This is a genomic window from Sphingomonadaceae bacterium OTU29LAMAA1 (assembly GCA_024072375.1).
Lineage (GTDB): Bacteria > Pseudomonadota > Alphaproteobacteria > Sphingomonadales > Sphingomonadaceae > Sphingomonas.
The window spans coordinates 3,387,552-3,402,904 of sequence record CP099617.1 but is presented as its reverse complement, the minus strand read 5'-3'; the positions used below and the strand labels follow the sequence as shown (position 1 = coordinate 3,402,904).

General features: G+C 67.7%; 12 protein-coding genes. 5 read left to right on the top strand and 7 right to left on the bottom strand.

Annotated elements, in window-relative coordinates; genetic code table 11:
* Positions 1-22: 22 nt before the first annotated feature.
* From NF699_16280 to NF699_16270, 3 genes are read left to right on the top strand one after another with little or no spacing between them, the layout of a single operon-like run.
* Positions 23-1,447, top strand: a complete 1,425-nt coding sequence (locus NF699_16280; protein ID USU04578.1) for a diguanylate cyclase — start codon at positions 23-25, stop codon at positions 1,445-1,447.
* 38 nt (positions 1,448-1,485) lie between these two features.
* The gene (locus tag NF699_16275; GenBank protein ID USU04577.1) at positions 1,486-3,657 is read left to right on the top strand and encodes a primosomal protein N'; all 2,172 of its coding nucleotides are present in this window, start codon (positions 1,486-1,488) and stop codon (positions 3,655-3,657) included.
* A gap of 34 nt (positions 3,658-3,691) precedes the next feature.
* On the top strand, positions 3,692-4,675 hold the full coding sequence (locus NF699_16270; protein ID USU04576.1) for a N(4)-(beta-N-acetylglucosaminyl)-L-asparaginase: 984 nt from the start codon (positions 3,692-3,694) through the stop codon (positions 4,673-4,675).
* Between the two features lie 225 nt (positions 4,676-4,900).
* Here NF699_16270 and NF699_16265 read toward each other — a convergent pair whose 3' ends face one another.
* The 5 genes from NF699_16265 to NF699_16245 form a co-directional block, all read right to left on the bottom strand.
* On the bottom strand, positions 4,901-5,152 hold the full coding sequence (locus NF699_16265) for an ATP synthase F1 subunit epsilon (GenBank protein USU04575.1): 252 nt from the start codon (positions 5,150-5,152) through the stop codon (positions 4,901-4,903).
* A gap of 126 nt (positions 5,153-5,278) precedes the next feature.
* Positions 5,279-6,760: a F0F1 ATP synthase subunit beta gene (atpD, locus tag NF699_16260; protein USU04574.1), complete on the bottom strand. Its 1,482-nt coding sequence runs from the start codon at positions 6,758-6,760 to the stop codon at positions 5,279-5,281.
* A 25-nt stretch (positions 6,761-6,785) separates the two neighbouring features.
* Entirely contained in the window at positions 6,786-7,691 is a 906-nt protein-coding gene (locus tag NF699_16255; protein ID USU04573.1) for a F0F1 ATP synthase subunit gamma, read from the bottom strand.
* 100 nt (positions 7,692-7,791) lie between these two features.
* Positions 7,792-9,321, bottom strand: a complete 1,530-nt coding sequence (gene atpA, locus NF699_16250) for a F0F1 ATP synthase subunit alpha (protein ID USU04572.1) — start codon at positions 9,319-9,321, stop codon at positions 7,792-7,794.
* Positions 9,322-9,325: 4 nt separating this feature from the next.
* Positions 9,326-9,880, bottom strand: a complete 555-nt coding sequence (locus tag NF699_16245) for a F0F1 ATP synthase subunit delta (protein USU04571.1) — start codon at positions 9,878-9,880, stop codon at positions 9,326-9,328.
* Between the two features lie 244 nt (positions 9,881-10,124).
* Between NF699_16245 and NF699_16240 the strand changes: the two genes are divergently transcribed.
* Together NF699_16240 and NF699_16235 are read left to right on the top strand one after the other, a co-directional pair.
* Entirely contained in the window at positions 10,125-11,039 is a 915-nt protein-coding gene (locus NF699_16240; protein ID USU07125.1) for a hypothetical protein, read from the top strand.
* 49 nt (positions 11,040-11,088) lie between these two features.
* Positions 11,089-12,114 carry a methylated-DNA--[protein]-cysteine S-methyltransferase gene (locus tag NF699_16235; GenBank protein ID USU04570.1) on the top strand — a complete coding sequence of 342 codons (1,026 nt, stop codon included), beginning with the start codon at positions 11,089-11,091 and terminating at the stop codon, positions 12,112-12,114.
* Here NF699_16235 and NF699_16230 read toward each other — a convergent pair.
* Together NF699_16230 and NF699_16225 are read right to left on the bottom strand one after the other, a co-directional pair.
* Positions 12,111-13,718, bottom strand: a complete 1,608-nt coding sequence (locus tag NF699_16230; protein USU04569.1) for a DUF1570 domain-containing protein — start codon at positions 13,716-13,718, stop codon at positions 12,111-12,113. The two genes, NF699_16235 and NF699_16230, sit on opposite strands and share 4 nt — an antisense overlap.
* Positions 13,719-13,770: 52 nt before the next feature.
* Complete coding sequence (locus tag NF699_16225; protein USU04568.1) at positions 13,771-15,282, bottom strand: serine protease; 1,512 nt, start codon at positions 15,280-15,282, stop codon at positions 13,771-13,773.
* Positions 15,283-15,353 lie beyond the last annotated feature (71 nt).

Here is a 15,353-nt window from a genome sequence, read left to right as displayed (position 1 = left end):
GGTAACGTCTTCATCAGGGCCCGTGTACGACGAAGCGAGCCGTCTTGCCGCCCTGCATGCACTGGCCCTGCTCGACAGTGAGCCCGAAAGGGAGTTCGACGCCCTCGTCGCGCTTGCCGCCGAGTTACTAGGCTGTCCCACCGCACTGCTCACCTTCATCGATCGCGACCGCCTGTGGATCAAGGCGAGCACGACGCAGGGCGAGCGCGAACTCGACCGCGATATCGCCTTTTGCGATCACACGATCCGGCAGACCACTCCGATGGTTATCGACGATCTTCGCGATGACGCCCGCTTCCACGACAACCCGCTGGTGATCGATGCGGGCATGCGCTTCTACGCGGGTACCGCCATCCATGTCGCCGATGGCGAAGGCGTGCGCCAGCCGATCGGCACCCTGTGCGTGCTCGACGAGAGCCCTCGCTCGTTGAACGCGGCCGGTCATGCCGCCCTCGGGCATCTCGCCAGCCTTGCCGAGGCGCTGATCGCCGCCCGCCGTACGGCGATGGAGGCGATCCGGATCGCGACCACTGGTGAAGAACTCGTGGGCAGGCTCGCCAGCAAGGACCGCATCTTCCGCCAGGCGGAACGGATCGCAATGATCGGGTCCTGGCGCCTGTCGCTGGCGGATTCGTCGATCGAATGGTCGGACAACGTCTATCGCATCCATGGCCTGCCGGTCGGGCAGAAACCCGCGCTGGCCGACGCGCTCGAATTCTATTTGCCCCGTGATCGTGCCGAGATCGCGGCCAAGCTCGCGCAGTCGATGGAGACGGGCGCTCCGTTCGAATTCGAATCCGACTTCATCACGGCGAAAGGCGAGCGCCGCCGCGTCCGTTCGGCGGGGGAGACGGAATGGACAGACGGCACGCCGACGGCGATGGTCGGCGTGTTTCAGGACATCACCGATCGTCACGACCTCGAAACGCAGCTTCGCCGGTCTGCGGATACGGATGCGCTGACCGGAATCGCCAACCGCGCCGCCTTCGATCGCGAACTCGACACCGCGATGCAGCGCGCCCGCCGCGCCGGCACGCCGCTCTTGCTTGCGTTGATCGACCTCGACGGCTTCAAGTCCATCAACGACTCCCTCGGTCATGGCGCCGGCGACGACGTGTTGCGATTGACAGGAACGGCGCTGACCCAACCGTGGCTACGCGACTGTTTCGCCGCGCGGATCGGCGGCGACGAATTCGCCCTCATCGTCACCGACCCACAATTGATCGACAACGCCGACCGTTTGCACCTCGACATCGAATCCGCGCTCCGGGTCTCGGTCGAGGCAAACGGCATCACCATGACCAGCGCCGGATCGGTCGGCATGGCCAGCTTCGATGACGATTGCCATTCGCTACGCGACTTCGCCCGTCGGGCCGACGCCGTTCTCTACGCCGCCAAGCGGGCCCGCGTCGGGCTCCGCCGGTCGACGACGGCAAAGGCGGCTTAGCGCTTCACGTCGACTCGGCCAGCCCCCATATATGGTCCATGTCGTCGCGTGCCCGTGTCCTCGTCCTCAACTCCGCGCTCGGCCCGCTCGACTATCGAGTGCCGACCGGCATGCAGGTCGAGCCTGGATCGATCGTCATCGCACCGCTCGGCCCGCGCCAGTTGCTCGGCGTGGTGTGGGAGCCGGAGCGGCTACCCTCCGACGCCGAAGTCGGCGACAACCGCTTGCGCCCGTTGCTGGGGGTGGTCGATGTGCCGCCGCTCGCGGCGCCGTTGCGCCGGCTGGTGGAGTGGACCGCCGCCTATTATCTCGCCCCGCCCGCGGCGGTGGTTCGGATGGCGCTCGCTTCAACCTCCGCGCTGGAGGGCGCCCGCACCGTCACCGAATATCGCGTCACCGGCCATGTGCCGCCGCGCCTGACGCCGCAGCGCGAACAGGCGCTGGAGCGGATCGGCGATCGGCAGGGCCTGATCCGTGAACTCGCGACGATCGCCGACGTCAGCGATGCGGTGATCCGCGGGCTGGTGAAGACGGGCGCGATCGAAGCCGTCGAGGTCGACATCGACAGCCCCTTCCCTCATCCCGATCCAGCTTTCGGCCCGCCGACGCTGGCCGGCGAGCAGCAGGCGGCGGCGGACACGCTGGTCGCCAACGTCGCGACCCACGCGTTTGCCCCGACGTTGCTCGATGGCGTCACCGGGTCGGGCAAGACCGAGGTGTATTTCGAGGCGGTGGCGGAGGCGATCCGGCGCGGCCGCCAGACGCTCGTCCTTCTGCCGGAGATCGCGCTGACCGAACCGTTCCTGAAGCGCTTCCACGACCGCTTCGGTTGCGAGCCCGTTGCCTGGCATTCCGGGCTGCGCTCGACGCAGCGCCGCCGCGCGTGGCGGGCGATCGCCAGTGGCGAGGCGCTGGTGACGGTGGGGGCGCGATCGGCGCTGTTCCTCCCCTATCGCAACCTCGGCCTGATCGTCGTCGACGAGGCGCACGAGACCAGCTTCAAGCAGGAGGAGGGAGTCCATTATCACGCCCGCGACGTGGCGGTGATGCGCGGCAAGTTTGAGGAATGCCCGGTGATCCTCGCCAGCGCGACGCCCGCGATCGAGACGCGCCAGCAGGTCGCCCTTGGTCGCTATGAGGAACTGAAGCTCCCCGGTCGGTACGGCCCGGCGGAGATGCCGACGATCGAGCCGATCGACCTGATCCAGCACCCCCCGGAGCGGGGTCGCTGGATCGCGCCGAAGCTGGTGACGGCGCTGAAGGAAACGCTGGCCAGGGGCGAACAGTCGCTGCTGTTCCTCAACCGGCGCGGCTATGCGCCGCTGACGCTCTGCCGGACCTGCGGGCATCGCTTTCAATGTCCGAATTGCACAGCGTGGATGGTCGAGCACCGGCTGACCCGCCGCCTCGCCTGCCACCATTGCGGTCACGTCATGCCGACGCCGCGCGTGTGTCCGGAGTGCAAGGAAGAGGACAGTCTGGTCGCCTGCGGCCCCGGTGTCGAACGCATCGCCGATGAGGTCACCGCGCTGTTCCCCGAAGCGAAGACTGCGGTCGTCACCAGCGACACGATCTGGTCGCCGGCCAAGGCAGCTGAATTCGTCGGCCGAATGGAGGCAGGCGACATCGACATCGTCGTCGGCACGCAGTTGGTCACCAAGGGCTATCACTTCCCCAACCTGACGTTGGTCGGCGTGATCGACGCCGATCTCGGGCTGGAGGGCGGCGACCTCCGCGCCGCCGAGCGCACCTTCCAGCAGATCCGGCAGGTGTCGGGACGGGCCGGGCGCGGGGCCAAGCCGGGGCATGTCTTCATCCAGACGCACAGCCCCAAGGCGCAGGTGATGCAGGCGCTGATCACCGGCGATGCCGACGCCTTCTACGAGGCGGAAACCGAAGCCCGCCGCGACGCCGGCGCCCCGCCGTTCGGCCGCTACGCTGCGATCGTCGTATCGTCGGAGGAACAGGCCTGCGCCAACGAGATTGCGCGGCTGGTCGCACGCAGCGCGCCGCAGGTTGACGGCATGGCGGTCTACGGCCCCGCCCCCGCCCCGCTGGCGATGCTGCGCGGCCGGCACCGCTATCGCCTGCTGGTCCATGCCCGCCGTGCGCTCGACGTGCAGGATGTCATCCGCGACTGGTTGGGAGCGCTCGACTGGCCGGCGAAAGCGCGCGTGACGGTGGACGTCGATCCGTATAACTTCCTGTAAGGACCAATAGCGGTCCAAACGGGGGTCCCAGGCCATGACGACGCGGCGGAGCTTTCTGGGCGGAACGGCAGCGACCGCGGGCATGGCATCCCTGGCTGGAGCGGCGCAGCCCGACCGTGCACTGATCGTATCGACATGGGACTTCGGCGCGGCCGCGAACGACGCCGCCTTCGCCCGGATGAAGGCAGGCGGCAGCCTGATCGACGCGGTCGAGGCGGGCGGTATGGTGCCCGAGGCGGACCCCAACAACCACTCGGTCGGCTACAGCGGCTATCCCGATCGCGATGGCCGCGTCACGCTGGATGCGGTCATCATGGACGATGCCGGCGGCGTCGGTGCGGTCGCCGCGCTGGAGGATACCGTTCACGCCATCTCGGTGGCGCGCCGGGTTATGGAGAAGACGCCGCATACCTTCATCGTCGGCGAAGGCGCGACGCGGTTCGCGCGCGATCAGGGCTTCCCCAAGGTGAACCTGCTGACGCCGGAAGCGGAGAACGCGTGGCGCGACTGGCTGAAGACATCGCAATACCGACCGGTCGCGAATATCGAGAATGCCCGCCCTCGCGGTGGTGCTCTGAATCACGACACGATCGGCCTGCTGGCGCGGACCGCCGATGGCCGAATGGCGGGGGCGTGCACCACATCGGGCATGGCGTTCAAGATGCGCGGTCGGGTCGGCGACTCGCCGCAGGTCGGCGCCGGACTCTACGTCGAGGCGGGGGTAGGCGCGGCGACTTCCACCGGACTGGGGGAGGAGGTCACCCGCGTCTCCGGCACGGCCCGCGTCGTCGCCTCGATGCGTGCCGGGCTGTCGGCGCAGGCGGCTTGCGAGGAAGTGGTGCGGCATATCGCCAAGCTGCGCGGCGATGCGATCAAGGGCACGCAGGTCGGGTTTTTGGCGCTGTCGCCGCAGGGGGAGGTCGGCGCTTTCTGTCTGCTGCCGGGGTTCACCTATGCAGTGACGGATGGCGCGGGTGTGACGGTCGTGAAGAAGGGGCCATCGCTGTTCCCGGCGTGATCCCCGGGCGTCCAGTCGCTGGCAGGGCCATGCGACTCGGACAACCTGGACACCTTAATGGAAACGATCCAAGTCTACCGTTTCCGGATCGGCGATAATAGGACAGCGTCGGGGATGAGAAAGAGCCGGGATGGCGGTAGCGTGATAGAACCGCGTAGGACATCCCGGTTGCCTTTTCGACAGTTCGCCAAGGGGATGGCGCCGGTCGCGTCCAACACGTGTCGTTCAGGCAGCGCTTTCCGCCAGAACGGTGAGGCCCTGCGCGTTCACCTCCGCGAAGCCGCCCTGGATCGCGATCGTCTCTGGCTGGCCGCCTTCGGTGCGATAGACCGACAGCGCACCGTCGCGGACGGTGGACATCAGCGGCGCATGGCCTTCCAGCACGCCGAAGTCGCCCTCGGTGCCGGGGACGACGACCATGTACACGTCCTCGGACCGGATGAGCTTTTCGGGCGTGACGAGTTCGAAGTGGAGCATTGTTTTCTTCCTTGGCCCCTCCTCTTCAGAGGAGGGGTTGGGGTGGAGGAGTCGTGAGCTTTGGTCTCGGTGAGACCTTCCCCACCCCAACCCCTTCCCTGAAGGGGAGGGGCTTTTCCCGTCAGCTTACGATTCCTGCGCCATCTTCTCGGCCTTGGCGACGACTTCGTCGATGCCGCCAACCATGTAGAATGCACCTTCGGGCAGGTGATCGTATTCGCCGTCGACGACCGCCTTGAACGAGCGGATCGTATCTTCGATCTGCACGAACTTGCCGCTGATGCCGGTGAAGACCTCGGCGACGTGGAACGGCTGGCTGAGGAAGCGCTGGATCTTGCGAGCGCGAGTGACGGTCAGCTTATCCTCTTCGGACAGTTCGTCCATGCCGAGGATGGCGATGATGTCCTGCAACGACTTGTAGCGCTGGAGCAGCGACTGGACGGCGCGTGCCGTGTCGTAATGCTCCTGACCGACGACGCGCGGTTCGAGGACGCGGCTGGTCGAATCGAGCGGATCGACCGCCGGATAGATGCCGAGCTCCGAAATCGCGCGGTTGAGCACGGTCGTCGCGTCCAGATGGGCGAACGACGTCGCCGGCGCCGGATCGGTAAGGTCGTCGGCGGGAACGTACACGGCCTGCACCGAGGTGATGGACCCCTTGTTGGTCGAGGTGATCCGCTCCTGCAACGCGCCCATGTCGGTCGACAGCGTCGGCTGATAGCCCACTGCCGACGGGATGCGGCCGAGCAGCGCCGACACTTCCGCGCCCGCCTGCGTGAAGCGGAAGATATTGTCGACGAAGAAGAGCACGTCCTGCCCTTCCTGATCGCGGAAGTATTCGGCGATCGTCAGGCCCGAGAGCGCAACGCGGGCGCGGGCGCCCGGCGGCTCGTTCATCTGGCCGAATACCAGCGCGACCTTCGAACCCTCCGACTGCGGATTGCCATCGGCATCCTTGGCGATGACGCCCGCATCGAGGAATTCGTGGTACAGATCGTTACCCTCGCGGGTGCGCTCGCCGACGCCGGCGAACACCGAGGTGCCGCCATGACCCTTGGCGATGTTGTTGATCAGTTCCTGGATCAGCACGGTCTTGCCGACGCCGGCGCCGCCGAACAGGCCGATCTTGCCGCCCTTCGCATAGGGCGCGAGCAGATCGATCACCTTGATGCCGGTGACCAAAATGGCGTTCTCGGTCGACTGATCGACGAACAGCGGCGCATCGGCGTGGATCGGGCTACGCAGGTCGGTGAGGACCGGACCGCGCTCGTCGATCGGCTCGCCGATGACGTTGAGGATGCGGCCGAGCGTCGCCGGACCGACCGGAACGCTGATCTGCGCGCCGGTATCGCGCACGGTCTGGCCGCGGGTCAGACCCTCGGTCGCGTCCATCGCGATCGTGCGGACGGTGTTCTCGCCCAGATGCTGCGCGACTTCGAGGACGAGGCGGTTGCCATTGTTATCCGTCTCGAGCGCCGAGAGGATCGCCGGCAGATTGTCCGGGAAATGCACGTCCACGACCGCGCCGATGATCTGCGCGATCGTGCCGGTGGTGTTGCTGCTGCCCGTGTTCTGCGTCGGGCGGATGTCGTCTGCGGCGGTTGCCATGGCGGTTCTTCCTGCTTCGGATTCGTTAGAGCGCTTCGGCGCCGGAGATGATCTCGACCAGCTCGGTCGTGATCGCGGCCTGACGCGTGCGGTTGTACTGGATCGAAAGGCGATTGATCATGTCGCCCGCGTTGCGGGTGGCATTGTCCATCGCGTTCATGCGGCTGCCCTGTTCCGACGCGGCGTTCTCGAGCATCGCGCGGAAGACCTGGATCGCGACGTTGCGCGGCAGCAGGTCGGCGAGGATGCCTTCCTCGTCGGGTTCGTATTCAACGACGGCGCCGGCTGAGACGGGCGCGGAAGTTGCCGAAGTTGGTGACACGTCCGCCTTGGAAACGTCCACCGCGACCGGGATGATCTGCTGGCCGACGGGCTCCTGCACCAGCGCCGAAACGAACTTGGCGTAGAACAGGTGGGCGACGTCGAACTCGCCCGCGGCATAGCGCGCCAGCAGGTCGTCGGCGATCTCTCGCGCCTGGGTGAAGCCCAGCGTCTTGTGGCCCCCGAGCTCATGGTCGGCGACGATGCCGTTCGGGTAGAAGCGCTTGAGAACGCGTCCCTTCTTGCCCGCCAGATAGAAGCGCACGGTCTTGCCCTGCGCCTCCAGCTCCTCCGCCTTGCGGCGGGCGGCGCGGACGATGTTGGTGTTGAACGCGCCGGCGAGGCCGCGTTCCGAGGTCGCGACGACGAGCAGGTGGACCTGATCCTTGCCGGTACCCGACAGCAAAGGCGACACGCCCGCGCCGCCCGACAGCTGACGCGACAGGCTGGCGACAACCGCCTCCAGACGCTCGGCATAGGGACGCCCGGCCTGCGCCGCCTCCTGCGCACGGCGCAGCTTGGCGGCGGCGACCATCTTCATCGCCTTGGTGATCTTCTGGGTCGATTTGACCGAGTTGATCCGAACCTTGAGGGCCTTCAGTGACGCCATTGTCTGCCTTCTCGTGCTCCTGCGCAGGCAGGAGCCCAGGGTTACTCAGCGAGCCGTCTTTGGCTCTGGGCTCCTGCGTACGCAGGAGCACCGGGTGGCCTTACGCGAAGGTCTTCGCGAACTGGTCAAGTGCGGCCTTCAGCCCCGACTTGGCCTCGTCGCCGAGATCGCGGGTTTCGCGAATCTTGGTGAGGACGTCGGCGTGGTTGGCGCGCAGGTCCTGCAACATCGCCGCTTCGTAGCGGACGACGTCGCCCACCGCGACCTTGTCGAGATAGCCGTTGGTGCCGGCGAAGATCGACGCGGTCTGCTCCTCGAAGGGCATCGGGTTGAACTGCGACTGCTTGAGCAGCTCGGTCAGGCGCGCGCCGCGGTTGAGCAGGCGCTGGGTCGAGGCGTCGAGGTCCGAGCCGAACTGCGCGAACGCCGCCATCTCGCGATACTGCGCCAGCTCCAGCTTGATCGAACCGGACACCTTCTTCATCGCCTTGGTCTGTGCAGCCGAGCCGACGCGGCTGACCGACAGGCCGACGTTGATCGCCGGGCGGATACCCGCGAAGAACAGGTCGGTTTCAAGGAAGATCTGGCCGTCGGTGATCGAGATCACGTTGGTCGGGATATAGGCCGACACGTCGCCGGCCTGCGTCTCGATGATCGGCAGCGCGGTGAGGCTGCCGCCGCCGTTGGCGTCAGACATCTTGGCGGCGCGCTCCAGCAGGCGGCTGTGCAGGTAGAACACGTCGCCCGGATAGGCTTCGCGGCCCGGCGGACGGCGCAGCAGCAGCGACATCTGACGATAGGCGACCGCCTGCTTCGACAGATCGTCGAACACGATCAGCGCGTGCATGCCGTTGTCACGGAAATACTCGCCCATCGCGGTGCCGGTGTAGGGCGCGAGGAACTGGAGCGGCGCGGGCTCCGACGCGGTCGCAGCGACGACGATGGAATAGTCCATCGCGCCATTCTCTTCGAGCGTCTTGACGAGCTGGGCGACGGTCGAGCGCTTCTGGCCGACCGCGACATAGACGCAGTACAGCTTCTTGGATTCGTCCGAGCCCTGGTTGACCGTCTTCTGATTGATGAAGGTGTCGATCGCGACGGCGGACTTGCCGGTCTGGCGATCGCCGATGATCAGCTCACGCTGGCCGCGGCCGACCGGCACGAGCGCGTCGATCGCCTTCAGGCCCGACTGCATCGGCTCGCTGACCGACTGGCGCGGGATGATGCCCGGCGCCTTCACCTCGACGCGGCTACGCTTTTCGGCGACGATCGGACCCTTGCCGTCGATCGGATTGCCGAGGCCATCGACGACGCGGCCGAGCAGGCCCTTGCCGACGGGAACGTCGACGATCGTGCCGGTGCGCTTGACGATGTCGCCCTCGCGGATCTCGGCGTCCGAGCCGAAGATCACGACACCGACGTTATCGGCTTCGAGGTTGAGCGCCATGCCCTGCACGCCGTTGGCGAATTCGACCATCTCGCCGGCCTGGACGTTGTCGAGGCCGTAGATGCGGGCGATGCCGTCGCCGACGCTGAGCACCTGGCCGGTCTCGGTGACCTGGGCCTCGGTGCCGAAGTTGCTGATCTGGTCCTTGATGACCTTCGAGATTTCTGCGGCGCGGATATCCATGTGCTTAGCCCTTCATCGCGTGCGCGAGAGTATTGAGACGGGTGCGGATCGACGAATCGATCATCTGTGAACCGATACGGACGACGAGGCCGCCGAGCAGTTCGGGATCGACCGACAGGTCGACGGAAACTTCGCGGCCCATGCGTGCGCGCAGCTGCTGCTTCAGCTCGCCGACCTGTTCGTCGGTGAGCGGGTGCGCGCTGGTGACCTCTGCGGTCGCCTCGCCGCGGTGGCGGGCGGCGAGCGTGCGGAAGGCGCGGATGATCGCGGGCAGCTGGCCGAGGCGGCGGTTTTCGGCGAGGACGCCGAGGAAGTTCTTGGTGGTCGCATCGATGCCGATGCTATCGGCGACGCCGAGGATCGCCTTCACCGCAGCGCCGCGGGCGACCAGCGGGCTGGTGGTCAGCGCACGGAAGTCATCGCTCTGTGCCAGCGCGTCGCGGACGGCGGCGAGGCTCGCCTCGACGGTATCGATGGTCTTCGAATCGCGTGCGAGCTCGAACAGCGCGATCGCATAGCGTCCGCCTAAGCTTGCCTGAATACCGCCGGATGTCTCCACGGAGTCGAAGTCCTCGTGCCGAATGTTGGCCCATGGGGAGAAGGGCGCGCGAAAGCGCACCTCTTATGGGTGGCGGGCGGCTAGCATGGGGGTAGCCGGAGCGCAAGTATGACGGGGGCGTCATGTTCGCGGAATCCTTGCGCGTCGCAGGCGGGAGATACGCTCGCATCGGCAGCATGCGTTCAGGATCGGAAGCGTAACGACAATGGACGGAGGACGCTGAACTATGCGCGGGCTGGTGGCTATGATGATCGGATCGGCGCTCGCATCGACGGCGGCGGCCGAGACGTTGCGGGTGGAAGGCGTGTTCCCGGCGCAGGCGCGGGAGGCGAGCTTTCTGCCGACGATCGCGGTCGGCGAATTCGCCGGACCGGAGGGTGACGCGCTGGCCGACGCGATCGAGCGGCGGCTCGCGACCCTCGGTTCGGACGGCCTGCCCCATGTCCGCCTGATCCCGCCGGGCCTGAAGCCCGACGGATTGCTGACCGGGCGTACGAACGTGTCCGTGTCGGACAACGATTATACCGAAAGCCGTCAACGCTGCATCGAGAAGAAGGACGGCAAATGCGTGCGCAAGGAGACATATCGCGTCGACTGCGTGGCGCGCACGATCGACTTCCGTGCCGATCTGAGACTGATGCGACGTACCGGCGGCGTGCCCTATGCGGTCAGCAAGACGCGTGATGACCGGCATGACTGGTGCGAGGATAGCGGCGTGGCGAGCGATGTGGGCAGCACGGTGCATGGCTTCGTCGAATCGGTTGCAGCCGAGGTTCGGCTCGATCTGGCGCCGCACGCAGAGAGCTACACGATCCGGGTGCAGGAGCAGCGCGATGGCCTGCCGGCCGACGCTGCCGCACGGTTCAAACAGGCGGTCCGGCTGACCAAGACCGACGGCGCTGCCGCGTGCACCGCCTTTGCCGAGGTCGACCGGGTGGCGCCGGATCATGGATCAACCACCTTCAACCTGGCGCTATGTGCCGAGGCGGCGGGTCGTTATGCCGAGGCGGGGGATCGCTACACCCGGGCCCGGTTGTTCGCGCTGAAGGCGGGCGGAGATGTCACCAAGGGGCTGGGCCGCGTCGGCGCACTGGCAGCAGGCGCGCAGGACGTGGCGGCGATGCGCGCCATGCCACCCGTTCGCGGTACGGGGTTTTGAGCGCAAGCCCCGGGATGAGGCGAGCGCGGCGATCGATTATACCGTCGGCATGACCAGCATCGATCAGGACGCAGCCTGGGCCGCATTTACCGCGCGCGACCGGGGACAGGACGGAGCCTTCGTCGCTGCGGTGCGGACGACCGGCATCTATTGCAAGCCGAGCTGCCCCGCCCGCCATCCCCATCGCGAGAACGTCAGCTTCCTGCCCGACGGAGCCGCGGCGCGGGCGGCGGGGTATCGCGCCTGCCTGCGCTGCAAGCCGGACGCGGTCGCCCGCGACAGCCGCGCCGTCGCCGAAGCGGTGGCGCTGATCGCCGCAGCGGAGGAGGGCATCGGACTGGACGCGCTGGCAGCACGGGTCGGCTACGCGCCGCACCACTTCCTGCGGCTGTTCAAGCGGGCGACCGGAATAACCCCTGCCGCTTATGGGCGGGGCCTGCGGGCGAGCCGCGCAGCCGAGGCGTTGCAACGCGACGGCAGCGTTACCGGTGCGATCTACGAAGCCGGCTATGGCGCGGCGAGCCGCTTCTACGCGGACGGCGCACGCCGGATGGGGATGAGCCCCAGCGTATGGGCGCGGGGCGGCATTGGGGTGACGATCCGATGGACGGTCGCGGCGACCAGCCTCGGCCCGCTACTGGTGGCCGCCACCGATACGGGATTGTGCCGCGTGGCGTTCGACGAGGATGCCGCAGCGCTGACACGCCGCTTCCCCCGCGCGACGATCGTGGCGGGCGACCCGGCGCTGGCGGCGCTGGCTGAGGAGGTCGTGACGCTGGTCGAGACGCCCGGCCGCGACGCGGCGCTGCCCCTGGACGTTCGTGGCACTGCTTTTCAGGAGGCGGTGTGGCAGGCGTTGAAGACGATCCCCGCCGGCGAAACGCGCAGTTATGCCGAACTCGCCGCGCTCGCGGGGCGGCCGGGTGCGGTGCGCGCGGCAGGGACGGCGTGTGGCCGCAACCCGCTGGCCGTGATCGTCCCCTGCCACCGCGTCACCCGTAGCGATGGCGCCCCCGGCGGCTACGCCTATGGCGTCGATCGCAAGCGGGCGCTGCTGGATCGGGAACGGAGTTAGTTGCCGGCCTGCGGCGTAGCAGGGGCTGCGCCTCCACCCACACTGCTCCCGTCCGGACCGCCGTCCACCGGACCATCGGCCTCGCTGCCGGTCACGGCCGCGGCGGTGGCGGCGTTCTTTCCGGCGTCGAGTTGCGCCAGCATCCGTGCGGCGCGATTGTCCGCCCCGCTGTGCGCCGAATAGGCCAGCGGGCGCAACGCGGTGCGCGCGTCGTCCAGCCGTCCGTCATACAGGGACTGGGTCGCATAGGCATAGCTGAGTCCGCCGTCCTGCGGCACCAGTTCGTGTGCCCGCGCCAGCGCCGCCTTGGCGTTGTCCGTCGCCTTCGCACCCGCCATGCCGAAGCTGGAATAATAGAGCAGCAGCGCGAAGGCATCGTTGGGATCGAGCTTGTTGGCCTTCAGCAGCCAGCTGCGGGCTTCCTTCCACACGGCCGGATCGGTCGCCTTCGCCTCCCTCGCGCGACGCAGATGGACCTGCGCCTTGTAGACCAGCGCCTGCGACGCGTTCGGATCGATCGCCAGCGCCCGGTCGGCGGCAGCTTCGGCAAGGTCGTAGCGGCCGGCATCCAGCGCCATCTCGGCCAGCCAGCCCTGCACCACGGGATCGGTGGCATGGCGTTCGCCGATCGGCAGCGCCTCGGCCAGGATCGGCTGGGCGGTCGTGCGGTTGACTCCGCGGTCGGACTGCATGCGCAGGTCGATCATCGCCTTCTCGCCCGGGCGGAGCGGCCGCAGAGTCACCTGCGGTGCCGGCAGCTGGGCGATCGGAATGGTATAGGCGGGCAGCTTCGATCGCCCGAGATAGGCGTCGAGCGCCTTGTCCAGCGCCCGCAGGTCACCGAAGGCCGCTCGGGCTGCCTCGACGTTCGGCGTGCCGGCATTGACCGCCTTCAGATAGGCGATCAGCTGGTCACGGCGCGTGTTGTCGATCATCAGGTAATGCGTCAGCAGCCAGCCCCGCGCATAAAGCGACGACACCTGTTCCGGCGACATCCTCGATCGGGGCATCCCCATCATCTGTTCGACCGACAGCCGCTCGCGCTGCCGCAGCAGGGCATAGGCGCGGTGCTGGGCAGGCGCGCCGATCCATACCACGTCCTTGTCGAACCGTGCGGTCGACAGAAATTCCGCATAGCCCTCGACCAGCCAGCCGGGCGCCGCCGCCCCGGTGTTGCCCAGCATCAGGTGGTGCGTATATTCGTGGAACAGCACGATTTGCGGCTGGAGGCTGTTGGCCGAGCCGCCGCCGGCACGCGCCGGCGTGTAGACCACCGATCCGCTGGCGCGCCCCTTGTAGAAACCCGCGACACGACTGCTGCGATCGCCAAAGATGCGTCGCACCGCGACATCGTTGGCAACGACGTAGACGGTCAGCTTGTTCGACCCATCCCCTTCGCGCGCCGGAATCGAGTTGAAATAGCGGACCACGCTGTCGAAGCGTTCGAGCCGTTCGGCCTGCTCCCTGACGTCGTCGGCATCGCCATTGGCGTAGACGATGAAATGCTTCGACGTCGCCTCGATCCACTCGGCCCGTGCAGGTTGCGCCATCGCCAGCATGGTCGCCGCCGTCGTCAGCGCCAGCCCGTTCGTTGTCCACCGCATCGCGCACTCTCTCCCGCCAAGGGCCGGAGGCTAACGCCGCCGCATCCCGCTGTCAGCCCGCCTTCGTGCAGGAATAGACGAGCTTCTCATTGGGTAGCGGCGGCAGTGCGGCGCGGACGGCCGACTGGCGCTGGGCCAGTCGGTCGATCGCGGCGGGATCGACGCTGCACCGCGCGCCGTCGTTCTCACCGCGCAGCTTGCGCATCTGCTCCATCGCCTGCGCGCCAAGCATATAGCGGGTGTTGGTGTAGCGACGGGTGGCGGGATCGAACATCAGCACCGACACCGTCTGTTCGCCATCCGGCACCAGCACCCGTTCCCAGCGATCGTTAGCGGGCAGATACTGGGTCCGCCCGTTGACGCAGCCGCTACGCCCCCAGGCCAGTGCGACATCGGTGATCGCGGATACGGTGACACGGCTGCTGTCGGGCTGGAAGACGCAGGCGAGCTTACCGAGCGGGGCGTTGGGCACGACCTGCCGCGTGACCGCGGGCGGCGGCGGCAGATCGGCCTCGCCCGAAGGACGAAGCAGGAATATCGCGACGGCGGCGATCATCGCGAGACCGCCGACGCCTGCGGCCCAGATCGCCGGACGCCGCCTGTCGCGCGATTCGAGCAGCCCCGCACCGCCGACGCCGAGGGCGCCGAGCACCAGCAGCAGCCCGGCGACGGCCATCACATTCTCGCGCCGGGTCTGCGCAGCCTCGCGCGCGTCCGCAAGCGCCTCTTCCCGCCCCATCGCAGCACGCGTCGCAGCCTCGCGCGCGCTGGTCAGCGCATCGGCGCGGGCACGGGCGTCCGCCTCGGTGTCGTCGCGCAGCCGTTCCTCGATCGAGGTGCAGGGCGTGCCGACGGTCGCATAGGGCTGCTTCGCTTCCCGCAGGAATGCGAACACTTCGGTATCGGCGATGGCGAAGCCGAACGAGCTGTCACCCTCCTCGCCGCGGGTGATGGCGGAATTGATGCCGATCACGCGACCACAGCGATCGAGCAACGGCCCACCCGAGTTGCCACGCGCGATATTGGCGGTGTGAAGCAGCACCTCGACTCCGGTCAGGCTGCGTCGGCCGGAGAATACGCCTTCCGAGCGCACCGGCGAGGTCGGGCGGATGTAATCGGCGGCGGAACGCGCGGTCGCGAGGTCGACGTTGCCGGGATAGCCGAGCGCGACCACTGCATCGCCCTCCCCCACCGGACCGGTGTACAGCGCCGCTACTGGCAGACGGGCGCCGGCGAATTCGATCAGCGCGAGGTCGCGTTGCGCGTCATAGGCGATGACGCGTCCCTGATAGCTCTTGTCGCCTTCGGAGGGGACCACGCCGACGACGACGTTGTCGGGATAGCGTTCGGCCAGCTCCATGACGTGCGCGTTGGTGACGATGCGATCGGGTGCGATCGCGACACCGCTGCCGTGGCCGAAGCCCACCACCTGGCCATCGACCACCGCGATCGTGACGACCCGAACGACACCGCGGGCGGTCGCGCCGATGTCGTCCGCCGAAGCCGGGGCGGCACCGGCGATCGATCCGACGATCGCGACGAGGAAAAGCAAGAGCCAGCGCATACGACCGCTTCGAACGGCAGCGCGGCTGCGCTGTCAAGTTCGGCATGGGGCGTCTGGGCCGCAATCGGGCG